Source organism: Klebsiella sp. KP20-425-1 (assembly GCF_025813515.1).
In the GTDB taxonomy this organism is placed as follows: Bacteria; Pseudomonadota; Gammaproteobacteria; order Enterobacterales; family Enterobacteriaceae; genus Klebsiella; species Klebsiella pneumoniae.
In genome coordinates this window covers 2217214-2233940 of the sequence record NZ_CP109614.1, presented here as the reverse complement: position 1 = coordinate 2233940, position 16727 = coordinate 2217214, and the positions used below count along the sequence as shown (strand labels likewise).

Below are 16727 nucleotides of genomic sequence, written 5' to 3'. Positions count from 1 at the left end.
TAAAATGAACTTACACGGTAAAACGGCGCTGGTCACCGGCTCCACCAGCGGCATCGGTTTAGGGATCGCCAAAGTGCTTGCGCAGGCAGGCGCCCAGCTGGTGCTCAATGGCTTCGGCGACAGCAGCCACGCCCGGGCTGAAGTCGCCGCGCTGGGCAAGATCCCCGGCTATCACGACGCCGACCTGCGCGACGTCGGGCAGATCGAGGCGATGATGCACTATGCCGAAAGCACCTTCGGCGGCGTCGATATCGTGATCAATAACGCCGGCATCCAGCACGTGGCCCCGGTGGAGCAGTTCCCGGTGGACAAATGGAACGATATTCTCGCCATCAATCTCTCCAGCGTCTTCCACACCACCCGCCTGGCGCTGCCGGGTATGCGCCAGCGCAACTGGGGGCGCATCATCAACATTGCCTCAGTGCATGGCCTGGTGGCGTCGAAAGAGAAATCGGCCTACGTCGCCGCCAAGCACGCGGTGGTCGGGCTGACCAAAACCGTGGCCCTGGAAACCGCGCGTAGCGGCATCACCTGCAACGCCATCTGCCCTGGCTGGGTGCTAACCCCGCTGGTGCAGCAGCAGATCGACAAACGCATCGCTGAGGGGGTCGACCCGGAGCAGGCCAGCGCGCAGCTGCTGGCGGAAAAGCAGCCCTCCGGGGAGTTTGTCACCCCGCAGCAGCTGGGCGAAATGGCGCTGTTTCTGTGCAGCGATGCCGCCGCCCAGGTGCGCGGCGCCGCATGGAACATGGATGGCGGCTGGGTGGCGCAGTAAGCCGCTGGCGCCGCGAAGATCAGAACATCGCCAGAAAGCGTTTCACCGTACGCGAGCGCTCGAAGCGCCGCCAGGCGATGGCGATATCGGTCTTCAGCGGCGCCCCGCTAAGCGGGTGATAGCTGACGTTCGGCTGCTGGATGCAGGTCATCGACTGCGGAACCAGCGCGAAGCCGAAGCCAGCATTGACCATGCTCAGCGACGACGAAATTTGCGACGACTGCCAGGCGCGCTCCATATCGATCCCGGCGCGCAGGCAACTGTTATACACCAGCTCATACAGCCCGGGGGCCACCTCCCGCGGGAAGAGGATCGGCGCCACGTCGCGCAGCTTCTCCAGGGCCAGGGTCGGCTGCGTCGCCAGCGGGTTATCGCGCGGCAGCGCGATAACCATCGGCTCCTCATCGATAATCCGCAGATTAAAGGCTTTACTGCTCTCGCACGGCAGGCGGACGAAGGCGATATCCAGCTCGGCCTCGCTCAGGGCGGTCATCAGATTGGCCATATTGTCTTCCATCTGGTGCAGGGTCACCCCGGGGTGGTCGAGCTGAAAACGGTGCAGCAGCGTGAAGATTTGCGGATGGAAAGCATCAGAACTGGTAATGCCTAGCGACAGGCTGCCGTTCATCCCGCGCGCAATGCCCTTGGCCTTCTCCAGCGCCGCATCGCTCATGGCGAGGATCTGGCGGGCATCCTCATAGAAAGACTCTCCCGCTTCCGTCAGCTCCACCCCGCGGGTTAAACGCCGAAACAGCGGGGTCCCCACTTCGCGCTCAAGCCGCTGAATTTGCTGACTTAACGGAGGCTGTGAAATACCCAGCTCCTTGGCGGCCTGGGTGAAGTGCCGCGTCCTGGCGACGGCGACAAAATAGCGAAGATAACGAAGTTCCATATCGAAAACGTCTCAAACCAGCATGGTTTCTATATTGGAACTGTGAGCTGAATCGGGTCAACATTTATTTAACCTTTCTTATATTTGTTGAACGAGGAAGTGGTTTATGAATCATTCTGCTGAATGCACCTGCGAAGAGAGTCTATGCGAAACCCTGCGGGCGTTTTCCGCGCAGCATCCCGAGAGCGTACTCTATCAGACATCGCTCATGAGCGCCCTGCTGAGCGGGGTTTACGAAGGCAGCACCACCATCGCCGACCTGCTGAAACACGGCGATTTCGGCCTCGGCACCTTTAATGAGCTGGACGGGGAGCTGATCGCCTTCAGCAGTCAGGTCTATCAGCTGCGCGCCGACGGCAGCGCGCGCAAAGCCCAGCCGGAGCAGAAAACGCCGTTCGCGGTGATGACCTGGTTCCAGCCGCAGTACCGGAAAACCTTTGACCATCCGGTGAGCCGCCAGCAGCTGCACGCGGTGATCGACCAGCAAATCCCCTCTGACAACCTGTTCTGCGCCCTGCGCATCGACGGCCATTTCCGCCATGCCCATACCCGCACCGTGCCGCGCCAGACGCCGCCGTACCGGGCGATGACCGACGTCCTCGACGATCAGCCGGTGTTCCGCTTTAACCAGCGCGAAGGGGTGCTGGTCGGCTTTCGGACCCCGCAGCATATGCAGGGGATCAACGTCGCCGGGTATCACGAGCATTTTATTACCGATGACCGCAAAGGCGGCGGTCACCTGCTGGATTACCAGCTCGACCACGGGGTGCTGACCTTCGGCGAAATTCACAAGCTGATGATCGACCTGCCCGCCGACAGCGCGTTCCTGCAGGCTAATCTGCATCCCGATAATCTCGATGCCGCCATCCGTTCCGTAGAAAGTTAAGGGGGTCACATGGACAAACAGTATCCGGTACGCCAGTGGGCGCACGGCGCCGATCTCGTCGTCAGTCAGCTGGAAGCTCAGGGGGTACGCCAGGTGTTCGGCATCCCCGGCGCCAAAATCGACAAGGTCTTCGACTCACTGCTGGATTCCTCCATTCGCATTATTCCGGTACGCCACGAAGCCAACGCCGCATTTATGGCCGCCGCCGTCGGACGTATTACCGGCAAAGCGGGCGTGGCGCTGGTCACCTCCGGTCCGGGTTGTTCTAACCTGATCACCGGCATGGCCACCGCGAACAGCGAAGGCGACCCGGTGGTGGCCCTGGGCGGCGCGGTAAAACGCGCCGATAAAGCCAAACAGGTCCATCAGAGTATGGATACGGTGGCGATGTTCAGCCCGGTAACCAAATACGCCGTCGAGGTGACGGCGCCGGATGCGCTGGCGGAAGTGGTCTCCAACGCCTTCCGCGCCGCCGAGCAGGGCCGGCCGGGCAGCGCGTTCGTTAGCCTGCCGCAGGATGTGGTCGATGGCCCGGTCAGCGGCAAAGTGCTGCCGGCCAGCGGGGCCCCGCAGATGGGCGCCGCGCCGGATGATGCCATCGACCAGGTGGCGAAGCTTATCGCCCAGGCGAAGAACCCGATCTTCCTGCTCGGCCTGATGGCCAGCCAGCCGGAAAACAGCAAGGCGCTGCGCCGTTTGCTGGAGACCAGCCATATTCCAGTCACCAGCACCTATCAGGCCGCCGGAGCGGTGAATCAGGATAACTTCTCACGCTTCGCCGGCCGGGTTGGGCTGTTTAACAACCAGGCCGGGGACCGTCTGCTGCAGCTCGCCGACCTGGTGATCTGCATCGGCTACAGCCCGGTGGAATACGAACCGGCGATGTGGAACAGCGGCAACGCGACGCTGGTGCACATCGACGTGCTGCCCGCCTATGAAGAGCGCAACTACACCCCGGATGTCGAGCTGGTGGGCGATATCGCCGGCACTCTCAACAAGCTGGCGCAAAATATCGATCATCGGCTGGTGCTCTCCCCGCAGGCGGCGGAGATCCTCCGCGACCGCCAGCACCAGCGCGAGCTGCTGGACCGCCGCGGCGCGCAGCTCAACCAGTTTGCCCTGCATCCCCTGCGCATCGTTCGCGCCATGCAGGACATCGTCAACAGCGACGTCACGTTAACCGTGGACATGGGCAGCTTCCATATCTGGATTGCCCGCTACCTGTACAGCTTCCGCGCCCGCCAGGTGATGATCTCCAACGGCCAGCAGACCATGGGCGTCGCCCTACCCTGGGCCATCGGCGCCTGGCTGGTCAATCCTGAGCGCAAAGTGGTCTCCGTCTCCGGCGACGGCGGCTTCCTGCAGTCGAGCATGGAGCTGGAGACCGCCGTCCGCCTGAAAGCCAACGTGCTGCACCTGATCTGGGTCGATAACGGCTACAACATGGTCGCTATCCAGGAAGAGAAAAAATATCAGCGCCTGTCCGGCGTCGAGTTCGGGCCGATGGATTTTAAAGCCTATGCCGAATCCTTCGGCGCGAAAGGGTTTGCCGTGGAAAGCGCCGAGGCGCTGGAGCCGACCCTGCGCGCGGCGATGGACGTCGACGGCCCGGCGGTAGTGGCCATCCCGGTGGATTATCGCGATAACCCGCTGCTGATGGGCCAGCTGCATCTGAGTCAGATTCTGTAAGTCATCACAATAAGGAAAGGAAAATGAAAAAAGTCGCACTTGTTACCGGCGCCGGCCAGGGGATTGGTAAAGCTATCGCCCTTCGTCTGGTGAAGGATGGATTTGCCGTGGCCATTGCCGATTATAACGACGCCACCGCCAAAGCGGTCGCCTCCGAAATCAACCAGGCCGGCGGCCGCGCCATGGCGGTGAAAGTGGATGTCTCCGACCGCGACCAGGTATTTGCCGCCGTCGAACAGGCGCGCAAAACGCTGGGCGGCTTCGACGTCATCGTCAACAACGCCGGCGTGGCGCCGTCCACGCCGATCGAGTCCATTACCCCGGAGATTGTCGACAAAGTCTACAATATCAACGTCAAAGGGGTGATCTGGGGCATCCAGGCGGCGGTCGAGGCCTTTAAGAAAGAGGGTCACGGCGGGAAAATCATCAACGCCTGTTCCCAGGCCGGCCACGTCGGCAACCCGGAGCTGGCGGTATATAGCTCGAGTAAATTCGCCGTACGCGGCTTAACCCAGACCGCCGCTCGCGACCTCGCGCCGCTGGGCATCACAGTCAACGGCTACTGCCCGGGGATTGTCAAAACGCCAATGTGGGCCGAAATTGACCGCCAGGTGTCCGAAGCCGCCGGTAAACCGCTGGGCTACGGTACCGCCGAGTTCGCCAAACGCATCACCCTCGGCCGCCTGTCCGAGCCGGAAGATGTCGCCGCCTGCGTCTCCTATCTTGCCAGCCCGGATTCTGATTATATGACCGGTCAGTCATTGCTGATCGACGGCGGGATGGTGTTTAACTAATAAAAAAAGCTCTGACATGGCTTGCCCCTGCTTTCGCGCAGGGGCTTTTTTTGGTTTGGGTGTAAGTGTAAGCATCCCGGAGAAACGAAGCATCGATATTTGAGGGCTTCTGGCGTTCTCACTTACGCTTCGACACGACGTGGGCAATCTGACTGGGATGAAGGTCTGATTTGAGCGAGGAGCGGAAGTTCGGGAACGGGATAGCTCCATTGATGACTTTATGCTACGTGTTAAACCACAGGTAATGGAGTTGCTGCCGGAGAAAGTAGTATTCTTTAGACTGAGATCTTTTGAAAGGAACTGTAGTTGCTATAAAATTGAGGAACCAAATTTTTTAGCTTTTAAAAAATAAAATATTATCTCTTTTAGAAATTAGATAAGCAGGAGAAAAGCTATGATATCGATAATAAAGGACCTATTTAGTAACCAAGTGGGTTCCGCAGTCATTCTTACTATCATTGGAGCGATTACAAAAAAGTATATTCAGTTTCATCGCAGAGACTTTTTTTCACGCTCATCCTCCGAGCAGATAAAAGCAGTCGAATGGCTTAGAACCTCTTCTGTACCCATCTCCGATCCGTTAGCAAAGGCGGAACAGCAGTTCCGCCTACAGTCGTTCGGACTGCATAGAGATTGGCATTTATCTTATAAAATCATATGCTTGAGTTCCGATTATGCACAGTCATTGATTCCGTCCTTGAAGGCAGTCTTGCGTTATCAGGGCATGTACACAATTACTAACGGGAATATATACCCTCATAAATTCCATAAGTGGATAATACCTTTTGTGTTAATATCGTTGCTATTATATATCGGTGCTGAGATATACAGAGGTTCTTCACAGAGTGATGGTATAGAGATTTTGAAATCTCTATACGTCGTTATTGTGGCTTTTATAGTATGGTGTTGGGTCGCTGCTTGTGCTCTGAGAGTATCAAGCATCAGTAAAAAGCTCAATGCCTATATCCCACCCGCAAACGATTTTAAATCCAAGACATACGATTTCAGTTCAATACTCAATAATAGATATCCCTAGCCTGGCTGATCTGCTTCCCGTAAATACTGATACCTGGCAGTAAGCGAGATCCGCTTCTGGCACGGCGCGAACTGTTAACTGAGCCAAAGGTCCGCCATGAGCGAGGAGCGGACATTTTTCTTCGTCCTCTACTTCGTCCATTCTTTATGCAGTAACGCATAGATGTATGTGTCGTCATACCTTGCCTTACCCTCCTCGTTTTCAAAGGAGACAAATTCTTTAAAACATCCTTCACGTCGCATAAGTAGTCGCTCGCATAGTTTTTGAGAGGAGTAATTATAATCTTCCACCCAGGCATACAAACGTCTGGCGCCTTTTACTTTAAATAAATAATCAAACAGTACAGCAACTGACTCGCTTGCATATCCCTGATGTTCAAAACGTTGATTAAAATGCCAGCCTACTGACCAGGTATTGTTGTCTGGTTCGTTGCTATTGTCCGCAAAAAGATGTCCGATTAACGTATCGGTTTCTTTTAGACAAACGGCAAACTGTGTTGGGTCAGAGGCTCGTTTAGCCACGTCGACCTCTGCCTCAGCGAGTGAATGTAACTTTTCATCCTTAAAGCAAGGAGTACGTGGTGAAGAGAGGTAATCGAAAAGAGCTGCCGCATCCTCTTCCTTAAAATGGCGAATGATTAATCTTTGAGTGGTAATGATGGTCATAATGTCCTTGATAATGTAATGCCAGCCAGTTCAGCAAGAAGTCTGCTTTAAACTGGCCGGAACACAGGGCAGAGATTAGCCGTTCCGGCTATTCCCCAGTCTGTATTTTCGCATGCCTGTAAATCGTGTGATCGTCACGAAAAATACCGGAACAAAGAAAATGGCCAGTAGCGTTCCGCTAATCATCCCGCCGAATACACCGGTACCAATCGCATGCTGCGTGCTGTCGCTGGCTCCACTGGCAAGCATCAGCGGAACAACACCTAATGTGAAAGCCAGAGAAGTCATCAGAATTGGCCGTAAGCGTAGCTTTGCAGCCGTCAATGTCGCGTCAATAAGGCTCTTTCCTTCTTTCATCAATTGTCTCGCGAACTCGATAATCAGAATCGCATTCTTGGCGGAAAGTCCAATCAGGGTTATCAGACCCACTTTGAAAAAGACGTCATTCGTCATATTTGTAACGGATACGGCCAGCACAGCGCCGAGCAGCCCCAGAGGAACAACGAGCATGACCGCGAAGGGAATGGACCAGCTTTCGTAAAGAGCAGCCAGCACCATGAATACCACCAGTACCGAGAGCACAATAAGACCCGGAAGCTGTGATGCAGACTCTTTTTCCTGTAACGAACTTCCCGCCCACTCCCCGGCGAACCCCGGTGGTAAGTGCTTAGCCAGATTGTCCATTGCCGCCATTGCGGTACCTGACGATTTTCCCTGTGCGGAACTCCCGGTTATGCGTATGGCAGGATATCCCTGATAGCGTATCAGTTGCTGCGGTGCAACATTCCACGAAAGCGTCACAAAAGTGGATAATGGAAGCATCTGCCCCAGACGGTTTTTAACAGACAAAGCCAAAAGTTGTTCAGGCTGCATCCGGTATGGCGCATCCGCCTGGACGATAACCTGCTGAACCCGACCATTATTGGTATAGTCATTAACATAATTGGAACCTGCTGCAACGGAAATGGTTTGATTTATTTCATCAAACGAAACCCCCATGGCTTCCGCTTTTTCCCTGTCGACATGCAGGGAAAGGCTTGTTCCCTCACCAAGTCCATCAATATAGACATCGGCAAGGTGAGGATTATGATTTGCCTGTACAATAAGCTCATCGGCCGCCTTTTTGAGTGCCTGATAGCCTTTCCCCCCTCTGTCCTGTAAATAATAAGTGAACCCGGATGAGGTTCCCATATCAGAAATAGCCGGAGGCAGCAGACTCATTGTTACGGCGTCCGGCACGTTTGCCATTTGGGACCGAATATGGTCAGCTTCTTCCTGTGCCGTGGTTCCTTTGCGTTGTCTCCAGTCCTTGAGGGTGGTGAATGCCATGGCCGAATTTTGGCCTGACCCTGAAAAACCAAATCCCAGAATCATAATGTTACTTTCTACCGCCTGCCGATGGGCGATCTCCTCTTCAAATGTATCGACGACCTTAAGCGTCCGCTGCATCGTGGCATCAGAAGGAAGCTGGATTGAGGACATAAAATAACCCTGATCTTCATCGGGTAAAAATGATGATGGTAAGGTGGACAGCCCGGCAAACAATGCCAAACATAATGCAGCGTAGATCATCATCATACGGCCAGTACGCTTCAGTACAAATCCCAGACCAGTGGCGTAAAACGAAGTCAGGCGATGAAAGTGAGCGTTAAACCACGCTGAAAATACGCTGCTTTTACCCTGATGAATACCATGTGGTTTGAGCAGGGTTGCACAAAGCGCAGGCGTTAACGTCAGCGCCAGGAATGCCGACAGTAAAATGGATATCGCCATCGAAATGCTGAACTGTCGATAAATAATACCCACAGAACCGCTGGCAAAGGCCATTGGTATAAACACCGCAGTGAGCACCAGCGTAATACCAATGATTGCCGGCGTAATTTCACGCATCGCTTCTCGCGTTGCATCCTGTGGAGACATTTTTTTGTCTTCCATCAGTCGTTCGACGTTCTCCACCACAACAATAGCATCGTCAACAATAATCCCGATGGCCAGTATCATTCCAAACATGGTTAAAATATTGATGGAATAACCGCTTAATAGCATTACGGTAAATGTGCCGAGCAGCGCCACGGGTGCCACAATCGCAGGAATAAGCGTACAGCGTATCTTGTGAAGGAAAAGCAGCATCACGAAAAAGACCAGAACCATGGCTTCAACAAATGTCTCAACTACCTTCAATATCGATAGCTTTACAAATGGAGCCGTATCGAAAGGCACGGTGAATGTCATTCCCTCGGGAAGCACACCGGACAGTTCTGTTAACCGCGCGCGGATACCCGACGCAGTACTAATCGCATTTGCGCCAGGAGACAACTGAATGGCGGCAGCCGTTGCAGGCACGCCATTTTCACGGATGCCAAATGCGTAACTTTGCAACCCGGATTCCACGCGGGCAACGTCTGCCAGTGTCACCCGGGCGGCTGAGACCTGTGATTTAATCGTGATATTGCGAAATTCTTCAACCGAAGAGAGCTGCCCTTTTACCGTTATTGGATAGGTCACCTCTTGACTGCTCGTCGCGGGTTCATCTCCGGTTCTGCCCGGTGAAACAATCACGTTTTGTTGACTGATGGCGCTTAATACATCCGTAACAGAGAGCCCATAGCTGTGTAATTTCATCGGGTCCAGCCATATGCGGAGTGCCTTTTCTCCGCCAAAAAGCTGGACTTTACCTACACCAGGTACGCGACGGAGTTCATCAGTAACATTCCTTGCAAAATAATCGCTTAAGTCAGCTTCCTGATAGGCTCCGCTTGGCGATTTTAACCCCACCATCATTAAAAAACCGGAATTAGCTGCCTCAACATTTATCCCATTCTGTCTTACCGACTGCGGCAGGCGAGATTCCACAATTTTAATTTGGTTTTGCAGATCCATCTGGGCGAGTTTGATGTCGGTGCCGGGTTTGAAAGTTACCGTAATTGACGCCATCCCTGTCGTGTCACTGGAAGATTCAAAATAGAGTAAATTGTCAACACTCGAAATTTCACGCTCGATCAGAGACACGACGGATGTGTTCATCACTTCCGGGCTAGCTCCAGGGTAACTCACTGAAATGATAATACCGGGTGGCGCAACTTCAGGGTATTGCGCAACCGGTAAACGAGGTATGGACAACAGTCCCGTCAGAACAATAAACAGGGCAATAACCCATGCGAAGATGGGGCGCTCAATGAAAAAGTGCGGCATCAGGTGTACTTCCAGTCAACATACAAAGGGTAAAAGTTCAGCATGGTTTTCCTGATAAAGAGGTCTCATCGTCAGTCGAAACCCGTTTACCGATATCCCTGAGCTGGGAAAATTTCTCAAGAAGTTGTGGTGCGTCATCAAGGCTTGTTGCAAACATCCACATATAGGTCATGACGGAATAAATATGTCCGGCATTAATTCCGGATTCCATGCTCATCCTGATAATGGTCATGGAAAAGAGAGCAGAAACCAGAAGGCCTATTGATAAATATCCCCATGCCTCTCTGTCGGATAACACCACGCGCAGACGAGCAAGTGTGTCATAATGTCGCTTAAGAGCACCAAAAGACGCCTTATTAACATAATCGACCTCTTTCTCAAGGCGATTATTCAGCCGTCTGTAGAATGTCTCATTTTTGCTGGCATAGCTTGAGACAAAACACATCAGTATTGCCACGATGATCAAACAGGCTATACCTGTCCAGAATTCAATCCATAACAGCATAATTGCTGCGCCGAAAAGGGAAATGATCGAGGTGATCAATACGGGAAGGTGCAACTCGAAGAAATCTACAAATTCACGCGACAGAGTGACTCTCGCAGCAATAGTCGAGTGATTAAGTGAATATTTTCGCTGGGATAATACTACAGTCACAGCAAGACTTGCGTAGATACGTGCAAACGTTCGCGTATCGACACTACGTCTGGCGGCTCCCATGCACCACATGAACAGAACCATCAGGCCATAAAGGGCCGCATGTGACGTCTGTCCGCCCAGGATGGCATTTATCGCCATGCCCGCCAGAACGGGGTAGAGCAGGAATGCAACGTTTTCAGCAATAACCAGCATGAAAGTAATGCACAATTTCTTTCTGTGCCGCCAGGCAAGTCTCTTAAGTGAGATAGCAACCCCGGGGGCCATAGGTTTGTCGTTGCCTTTATAAATCATGATAAATTATATTAAACATCTGTGTGTAAAGGGTTCTGCAGTTGGTTTATTATGTCAGCTAAGTGAAACGAGACAGCAGAACAGAGCAGTCATAAATCCATGTGCTAAGTGTAACGTGATGATGTCAATCGTGAATGGATGTTTTATGGAGGATATGTGTACTCACTCCTGAGGTTATGTATCATATTGACATTGCATAATATCAAACCATTCTTATACATAAACATAAAGGTAGTCCGCAAAAGAAAACCATTAAAAAAAATTCATAATAAAAAACAAAATCATAGATATCTGGAAAAGTATTCAAAAGCAGATGTAATACAATGATGGTGTGTATAAACACTAAAACCAGACCGAATGTTATTGCAATGAAGTTTTTAAAAACTCCAGGTTTTTTCTGAATAATAAATGATAATGCTGTAATGATTATCAAAACACGAATCAGTAAAGATGAGGGTAATGTTGATTCTACTTTTTCATTAATTGAATGCACAAGGTAAAGCCAGGTAGATAGCAACCCATATGAAACGATGCAAAATAAAAGTGAGGCCATCAAATTCTCGCGCCGGAAAAAACATTTAGTCAGCACCATAAAACTCCTTAGACAAAGTACATATTGCATGCACCACTTAACCTGGTTGTAGATTATCACTTAGCGATGTTGATTAATTATTTATAAAATGTGTAGTGAATATGGAGAGTGAGTCTGGTAAAATTTTAAGAAAATTTCTTGATGAACTTTTCCAAAAAGTACCTGTCAAAAGACATCAAATTGAAAATTAATGTTTGTAATTGAGTTAAAGAGCTTTAAGCATGACGATAAAAGTGCTTTCAGGGTAAAATGCATGTTGTCATCAGCACTGTGGAAGAAAATATGAACAACAACAATCTGATTATCGTCGCAGAAGACGATGATGACATCGCTGCCATACTGACAGGCTATTTACGTAAGGCAGGTATGAAAACCTTAAGAGCCGAAGACGGTGAGCAGGCAATCAATCTTACCCGTCTGAACAAGCCTGATCTCCTGCTATTGGACATCCACCTGCCCGTGTACGATGGCTGGAATGTTCTCACCACGTTAAGAAAGGAAACGAATGTACCGGTCATCATGGTGACAGCACTGGATCAAGACGTTGATAAACTGATGGGGCTACGGCTCGGGGCTGACGACTATGTGATAAAACCCTTCAATCCATCTGAGGTTATTGCCCGGGTTGAAGCTGTGCTTCGCAGAACCAGACCGGTTGCAGAGTCTACACATTCACGGCCTTTAAGAACGCCTTTTTTAACGATTTATCCTGATGAGTTTTACGTTGAAATCACTGCACAAGGTGAGGTTTCCACGCCAGTATTAACCACCACTGAGTTTAAGCTTTTAACCTATTTGGCGAGAAACCCGAGAAAAGTCTGTTCACGTGAAGAGTTACTCGATGCGTGTTTACCTGAGGGAGACTCGCTGGATCGTACTGTAGACAGTCATATGAGTAAACTTCGGAAAAAGCTTGAACATGCCGGATTGAAGGGCATTCCGGAAAGCATCCGAGGATTAGGCTACCGGTTGGGTGACAAAAAATGAACAAAGAAACGATTCTGAGCCGTCAGATTTTGACATATATGTTGTTGTTAACGTTTGTTATTATTGCCATTGCAATACTAGGTTCCTACTTATTTTATAGTTTCCTGATTTATTACCTGCCGGGTGGAATGAACGAAGGTAGTGAAGATGCTATGACATTCCTTGACTGGATGTGGATTCTGATGGCGTCCATTACCAGTCTGGTCGTTGCACTTTTCTTTACCGTAAAGCTGTCTGCAAGAATATTCAACCCACTGAATGACGTTGCATACAGCCTGAAACAAATCTCTCAGGGAAACCTTAGTGCCAGAGCATTTAACAGCAGTTCTAAGTTGGGAGAGATGAATAGGCTCGTCAATGACTTTAATGAGATGGCTGAAAAGTTACAGACGCTGGATGCGCAGCGAAATTTATGGAATGCTGCAATTGCTCATGAACTCCGGACGCCGGTGACTATCTTACGTGGGAGGCTTCAGGGACTGGTTGACGGCGTTTTCGAACCAGAACCGTCGTTATTCAGAAACCTTCTTAAACAAACTGAAGGTCTGACCAACTTAATTGAAGATCTCCGCGTCGTGAGTTCTTCAGGAGGCGCAGGGTACTCCTTGATGCTGAGTGAAGTCGATCTCAAGGCCACGATTTCAAATGCGCTTGATACCTTTTGGCCGGACTTTGATAAAAAGCATTTCAAAATTGTCACTGAGATTAACCAGCAGTATTGCGTTTGCGATCCCTTACGCATTATTCAGTGCCTCACCGTTCTTTTTGACAATGCCTTAAAATACTCCACATCACAAACGCTGTTAATAAAGAATGGTATTACAGGAAACGATAATTTTATTATCGTTCAGGACCAAGGACCTGGAATTCCTGAAGAACTCCAGAAGTCCTTATTCCAGCCTTTTCAGCGAGGAGAATACGCCAAAAATATTAATCCAGAGGGCTGTGGTTTAGGGTTGTCGGTAGTTAAAGCCATTATGTGCGCCCACGGTGGAGACGTTAGCTATAGTTTAACACCAGAAAATGGCTCACTTTTCAAACTCTCATGGCCTGTTTAAGGGCATGAATACACAGGCTCGATCGAACCTGTTTTAGCAAGAGACAGATCCCACATACTGCCGAGTTTTGCGTCCCAAATTGATGGGGTGATTTTAAGTTTGCCTCTTTTGGGACTTAATGTTATTTCGCTGAAATAGATATCATCTCCTTTTAGCATAAGATCGACGCGGCAGTAGTCTATTTCTTTTGCTAAGTCCTGGGCGGCAATAACGGATTTATGAAATGATTCTGGTTCATCAACCGGCAATGGCGTGTTTGGGTATTCCATCTGAAAGGGTTGTAAATTCCACGCTCTGTCATAAACGTTAATGAATTCGTTTCCATCGCTGTCAGTAAAGTCGGCCTCGATAAAACATGCCACACCGTGAAAGCAATGTATTCTTATCATTTCCGGAGTTATATTCCGGTGTTTACTGGAAAATAGATCCAGATACATTTCGCATAGGATCACGGGTGGTATGTTTTTATACTGCCATTCTCGGGTCGTATAATACATGTTCTTTTTAAGAGATAGTTTTAATTTGCTTTTAACCTTAGCGGGATCAATATTCGTTTTATCCGTGCATATGACCGCGCTACCACTATCATGATTGCATTTCAAAACAAATTTTGAGGGAAGTTTGTCGAAATCAATATCATCAACTCTATTATAAACACCTACTAAAGGAATAAGCTTAATTAAATTAGTCCGTTTCTCAACATACTGCCTGACCAGAAGTTTATCAGCAAGCAATGTATAAAATGGGTTGTGGATAAATAAAATGCGATGGCAAATTTTCTCATTAAGCGTTACAGGGTTGAGTAAATCCGGATATGTGCCAGATATTTCTCTTAACCTGTCTGCATGAAATGAAATGTCATTAGTCAAAATTGTTCTGCATTTTCTTAACAAATATTCAATGTATTTGATTTGATAGTTTATTTTGTTCATAACACCTCCGGTTCAGAAAGGAAATTCTGACAGAGGTTTGTTGATTTATTTTTTGCAAATTATGGAGAGTATATGGACCGACTTGCTTCTTTATTAACAGAAATTAATCCGGACCATTGTCCGCGCCTTGCACGAATCGGAAAAGTTAACTGCACTGAAGATCCGCTCTGAACGAAGAGCGGATCTTTAGTGCAAAAGAACAGCAAGGCCCGCCTTTGTGATTAATACTGCCTTATCTACAACTGCTGAGTTACCCAGCTACCATTTTCAGCGAAAAATACCGTCGCATCGGCTCCATTGACCAGGGATATTTGAGGAGGTATGTGGCCAATATCAACATCATACAGTACGGGCACGGCAATATTCTCAAAAGCGGCTTTAAGGGCATCCAGATAATTATGTTTAGTCGGGTCGCTTACGTCGGGTGCAGCACTTCTGCCGATAAGAACACCATTTAAGTTATCAAACCAACCCTGTAATCGTAAGCTAAATAATGCGCGTGTTAATTCACAGGGAGCCATTTCCACATTTTCAAAATAGAGGATTATTCCTTGAGGGCTATTGCTCGCCTTGAACAAGGGCACATTCCCGAATGGTGTACCTGCTAACCTGGATATTATTTCGAGGCAGCCGCCGATCAGTTTCCCGCTAAATGTCAGAGAAGATGTAACACCATCAAGGCGTTTCCACTGTGTTTTTTGGGTCAGATTGAAACCTCCGTCTGACGCTGTTCCCCATTGATTTTCATCCGCTTGAAATGCTGTTGAAGAGTACTGTTTGATTACAGTTCCCCGATTCGATTCCAGAATTTCCCATACGGCCTGAGTGGTGGCATCTAACTTTTGAGCGCCAAGATCCATGAGGTTTGGCCCATGCAAAGTAGCCCAGCCCGATATCGTCGTCAGTGGGAAATGAAGTGTACTCAGATCTGAAAAGCCCACAAACCATTTTGGTTTAGACCGGGACAACAGATCAAAATCAATCAAATCAAGCAATTCCATCGCCAGATCACCGCCCCAAGGTGGCATAACAGCTTTTATATCTGGGTCAGTAAGATAAGACATTAATTCTTCAACGCGGGAAAATTTAGTGGCGCTTTTATTTTTGTGCTGCGAGCGTAAGCAGCGTCCTTCGCGGACCTGGTAACCTCTTTTCTTTAGGTTTTTTATGGCGAGTTCCAGTCTGGGATGCAGATGTTCAGGTACGCCAGCAGAGGGAGCGGTTACACCAATAACATCTCCTGGAGCCAGCCTGGGTGGAAAGAGGACACTCATGGATAGATCCTTTTCAGAACATATAGAATTCCATAATCTATAAATAAAGCCAGGATGTAAAATTAACAGGCGAACACTCCGCTTGTTTTTTCTATGAGCCTTTAAAAGGTCTGCTCATGGCACCCAAGGGACTTTACCGGCGTAGATGATGCGTCAGGCGACTAATCCTCAAAAGTGCTTACTGCTTATTCGCGGGACCGCCGGTTGATTTGGGTTGGCTCATGACGACTACTCTTTTAGCTATTCCCGGTTTCCCCTTTTCAAAGCGCCATTTACTCATCATTTTCTCGATGATTTTATGTTCAAACTCCGGAGTCGTTGTCGATTCCAGTATCTTTACATTCTGAACTCTGCCATCTGAATCAACATCATACTGAATCCGCAGAGCATTCGGCAGGAGGTTTCCGTTATTATCATGAGTGGTAATTGCTGTGTTTGCAGAGGAAATGCTGCCTGAAGGTGTGCTGGCGCTGGCCGGTATACCGGCGCAGAGTGCCAGGAACAATGGCAGAATCAGGGTGAATAGTCTGATAGCTTGCATAAATCGTCCGAATTCCAAAATTAACCATGAATCTTCACGTTACCAACGGTGCGAGTGACAGGCTGCCAGATGAAATGATCAGTGAATACCGCGTCTTCAGCTGCAATCCCTTTGACCTACTTACCAGGCGCTTCGTACCACATCCATTCCCGGGGTCGTTTCGCTATCAGGACTAGTGGGAGCTGAGCGAGTATATCAACGATTCTTTTGCCAGCTGCCAGCAGCGCTATCCGGTTCGTCGGGGAACATGACCGAGCTAACACCCTCAAGTGATTAGCATTTATTCGCGTCCCGCGCTGAAGACGTTCAGCTAATCCTTTTTGACTTCTGTGTTCGGGATCTACCGCGGTTGCGACGTTAAGAGGGTGTTCTCCGCGGGCTTAGCGGCAGCTTGCTGCTGATGCTAAGGGGGAGATTCTTCAGTCATTTCTGCGACACCGGGGAACTTAACCCGGAAGCGGCTGA

At 49.7% G+C, this 16727-nt stretch carries 15 protein-coding genes; 7 read left to right on the top strand and 8 right to left on the bottom strand.

Going from position 1 to position 16727, the window contains the following annotated elements; all coding sequences use genetic code 11:
- The first annotated feature begins 4 nt into the window (after positions 1-4).
- A complete protein-coding gene (locus tag OHJ17_RS10900; RefSeq protein WP_004189574.1) occupies positions 5-775 on the top strand; it encodes a 3-hydroxybutyrate dehydrogenase in 771 nt (256 codons plus the stop codon).
- Between the two features lie 19 nt (positions 776-794).
- Here the strand turns inward: OHJ17_RS10900 and OHJ17_RS10895 are convergent, their stop codons facing one another.
- The gene (locus OHJ17_RS10895; protein ID WP_032416243.1) at positions 795-1667 is read right to left on the bottom strand and encodes a LysR family transcriptional regulator; all 873 of its coding nucleotides are present in this window, start codon (positions 1665-1667) and stop codon (positions 795-797) included.
- 106 nt (positions 1668-1773) lie between these two features.
- Here OHJ17_RS10895 and budA point away from each other — a divergent pair, with 106 nt between their 5' ends.
- From budA to OHJ17_RS10875, 4 genes are all read left to right on the top strand, one after another.
- On the top strand, positions 1774-2553 hold the full coding sequence (budA, locus tag OHJ17_RS10890) for an acetolactate decarboxylase (protein WP_032433164.1): 780 nt from the start codon (positions 1774-1776) through the stop codon (positions 2551-2553).
- A 9-nt stretch (positions 2554-2562) separates the two neighbouring features.
- Positions 2563-4242 carry an acetolactate synthase AlsS gene (gene alsS, locus OHJ17_RS10885; protein WP_004175750.1) on the top strand — a complete coding sequence of 560 codons (1680 nt, stop codon included), beginning with the start codon at positions 2563-2565 and terminating at the stop codon, positions 4240-4242.
- 23 nt (positions 4243-4265) lie between these two features.
- Positions 4266-5036 carry a (S)-acetoin forming diacetyl reductase gene (locus OHJ17_RS10880; protein WP_004151179.1) on the top strand — a complete coding sequence of 257 codons (771 nt, stop codon included), beginning with the start codon at positions 4266-4268 and terminating at the stop codon, positions 5034-5036.
- A gap of 394 nt (positions 5037-5430) precedes the next feature.
- Positions 5431-6072: a hypothetical protein gene (locus OHJ17_RS10875; protein WP_004145379.1), complete on the top strand. Its 642-nt coding sequence runs from the start codon at positions 5431-5433 to the stop codon at positions 6070-6072.
- 128 nt (positions 6073-6200) lie between these two features.
- On the opposite strand, the gene OHJ17_RS10870 is transcribed toward OHJ17_RS10875, so the two are convergent.
- From OHJ17_RS10870 to OHJ17_RS10855, 4 genes are all read right to left on the bottom strand, one after another.
- Complete coding sequence (locus OHJ17_RS10870; RefSeq protein WP_032432495.1) at positions 6201-6737, bottom strand: GNAT family N-acetyltransferase; 537 nt, start codon at positions 6735-6737, stop codon at positions 6201-6203.
- 75 nt (positions 6738-6812) lie between these two features.
- A complete protein-coding gene (gene kexD / locus OHJ17_RS10865; RefSeq protein ID WP_004151177.1) occupies positions 6813-9929 on the bottom strand; it encodes a multidrug efflux RND transporter permease subunit KexD in 3117 nt (1038 codons plus the stop codon).
- Positions 9930-9966: 37 nt separating this feature from the next.
- Complete coding sequence (locus OHJ17_RS10860; protein ID WP_004151176.1) at positions 9967-10851, bottom strand: ABC transporter six-transmembrane domain-containing protein; 885 nt, start codon at positions 10849-10851, stop codon at positions 9967-9969.
- A 229-nt stretch (positions 10852-11080) separates the two neighbouring features.
- Entirely contained in the window at positions 11081-11470 is a 390-nt protein-coding gene (locus OHJ17_RS10855; protein ID WP_004219658.1) for a colistin resistant protein CrrC, read from the bottom strand.
- Between the two features lie 282 nt (positions 11471-11752).
- Between OHJ17_RS10855 and OHJ17_RS10850 the strand changes: the two genes are divergently transcribed.
- Complete coding sequence (locus OHJ17_RS10850; RefSeq protein ID WP_004151175.1) at positions 11753-12457, top strand: response regulator; 705 nt, start codon at positions 11753-11755, stop codon at positions 12455-12457.
- Positions 12454-13515, top strand: a complete 1062-nt coding sequence (gene ccrB / locus OHJ17_RS10845; RefSeq protein ID WP_004184324.1) for a HAMP domain-containing histidine kinase CrrB — start codon at positions 12454-12456, stop codon at positions 13513-13515. Before OHJ17_RS10850 ends, ccrB begins: the two co-directional genes overlap by 4 nt.
- Here the strand turns inward: ccrB and OHJ17_RS10840 are convergent.
- The 3 genes from OHJ17_RS10840 to OHJ17_RS10830 form a co-directional block, all read right to left on the bottom strand.
- Positions 13512-14447: an ATP-grasp fold amidoligase family protein gene (locus OHJ17_RS10840; protein ID WP_004148636.1), complete on the bottom strand. Its 936-nt coding sequence runs from the start codon at positions 14445-14447 to the stop codon at positions 13512-13514. The two genes, ccrB and OHJ17_RS10840, sit on opposite strands and share 4 nt — an antisense overlap.
- A 236-nt stretch (positions 14448-14683) precedes the next feature.
- On the bottom strand, positions 14684-15721 hold the full coding sequence (locus OHJ17_RS10835) for a S66 family peptidase (protein WP_004200181.1): 1038 nt from the start codon (positions 15719-15721) through the stop codon (positions 14684-14686).
- Positions 15722-15899: 178 nt separating this feature from the next.
- Positions 15900-16262: a TonB family protein gene (locus OHJ17_RS10830; RefSeq protein ID WP_004200182.1), complete on the bottom strand. Its 363-nt coding sequence runs from the start codon at positions 16260-16262 to the stop codon at positions 15900-15902.
- Between the last annotated feature and the right edge of the window lie 465 nt (positions 16263-16727).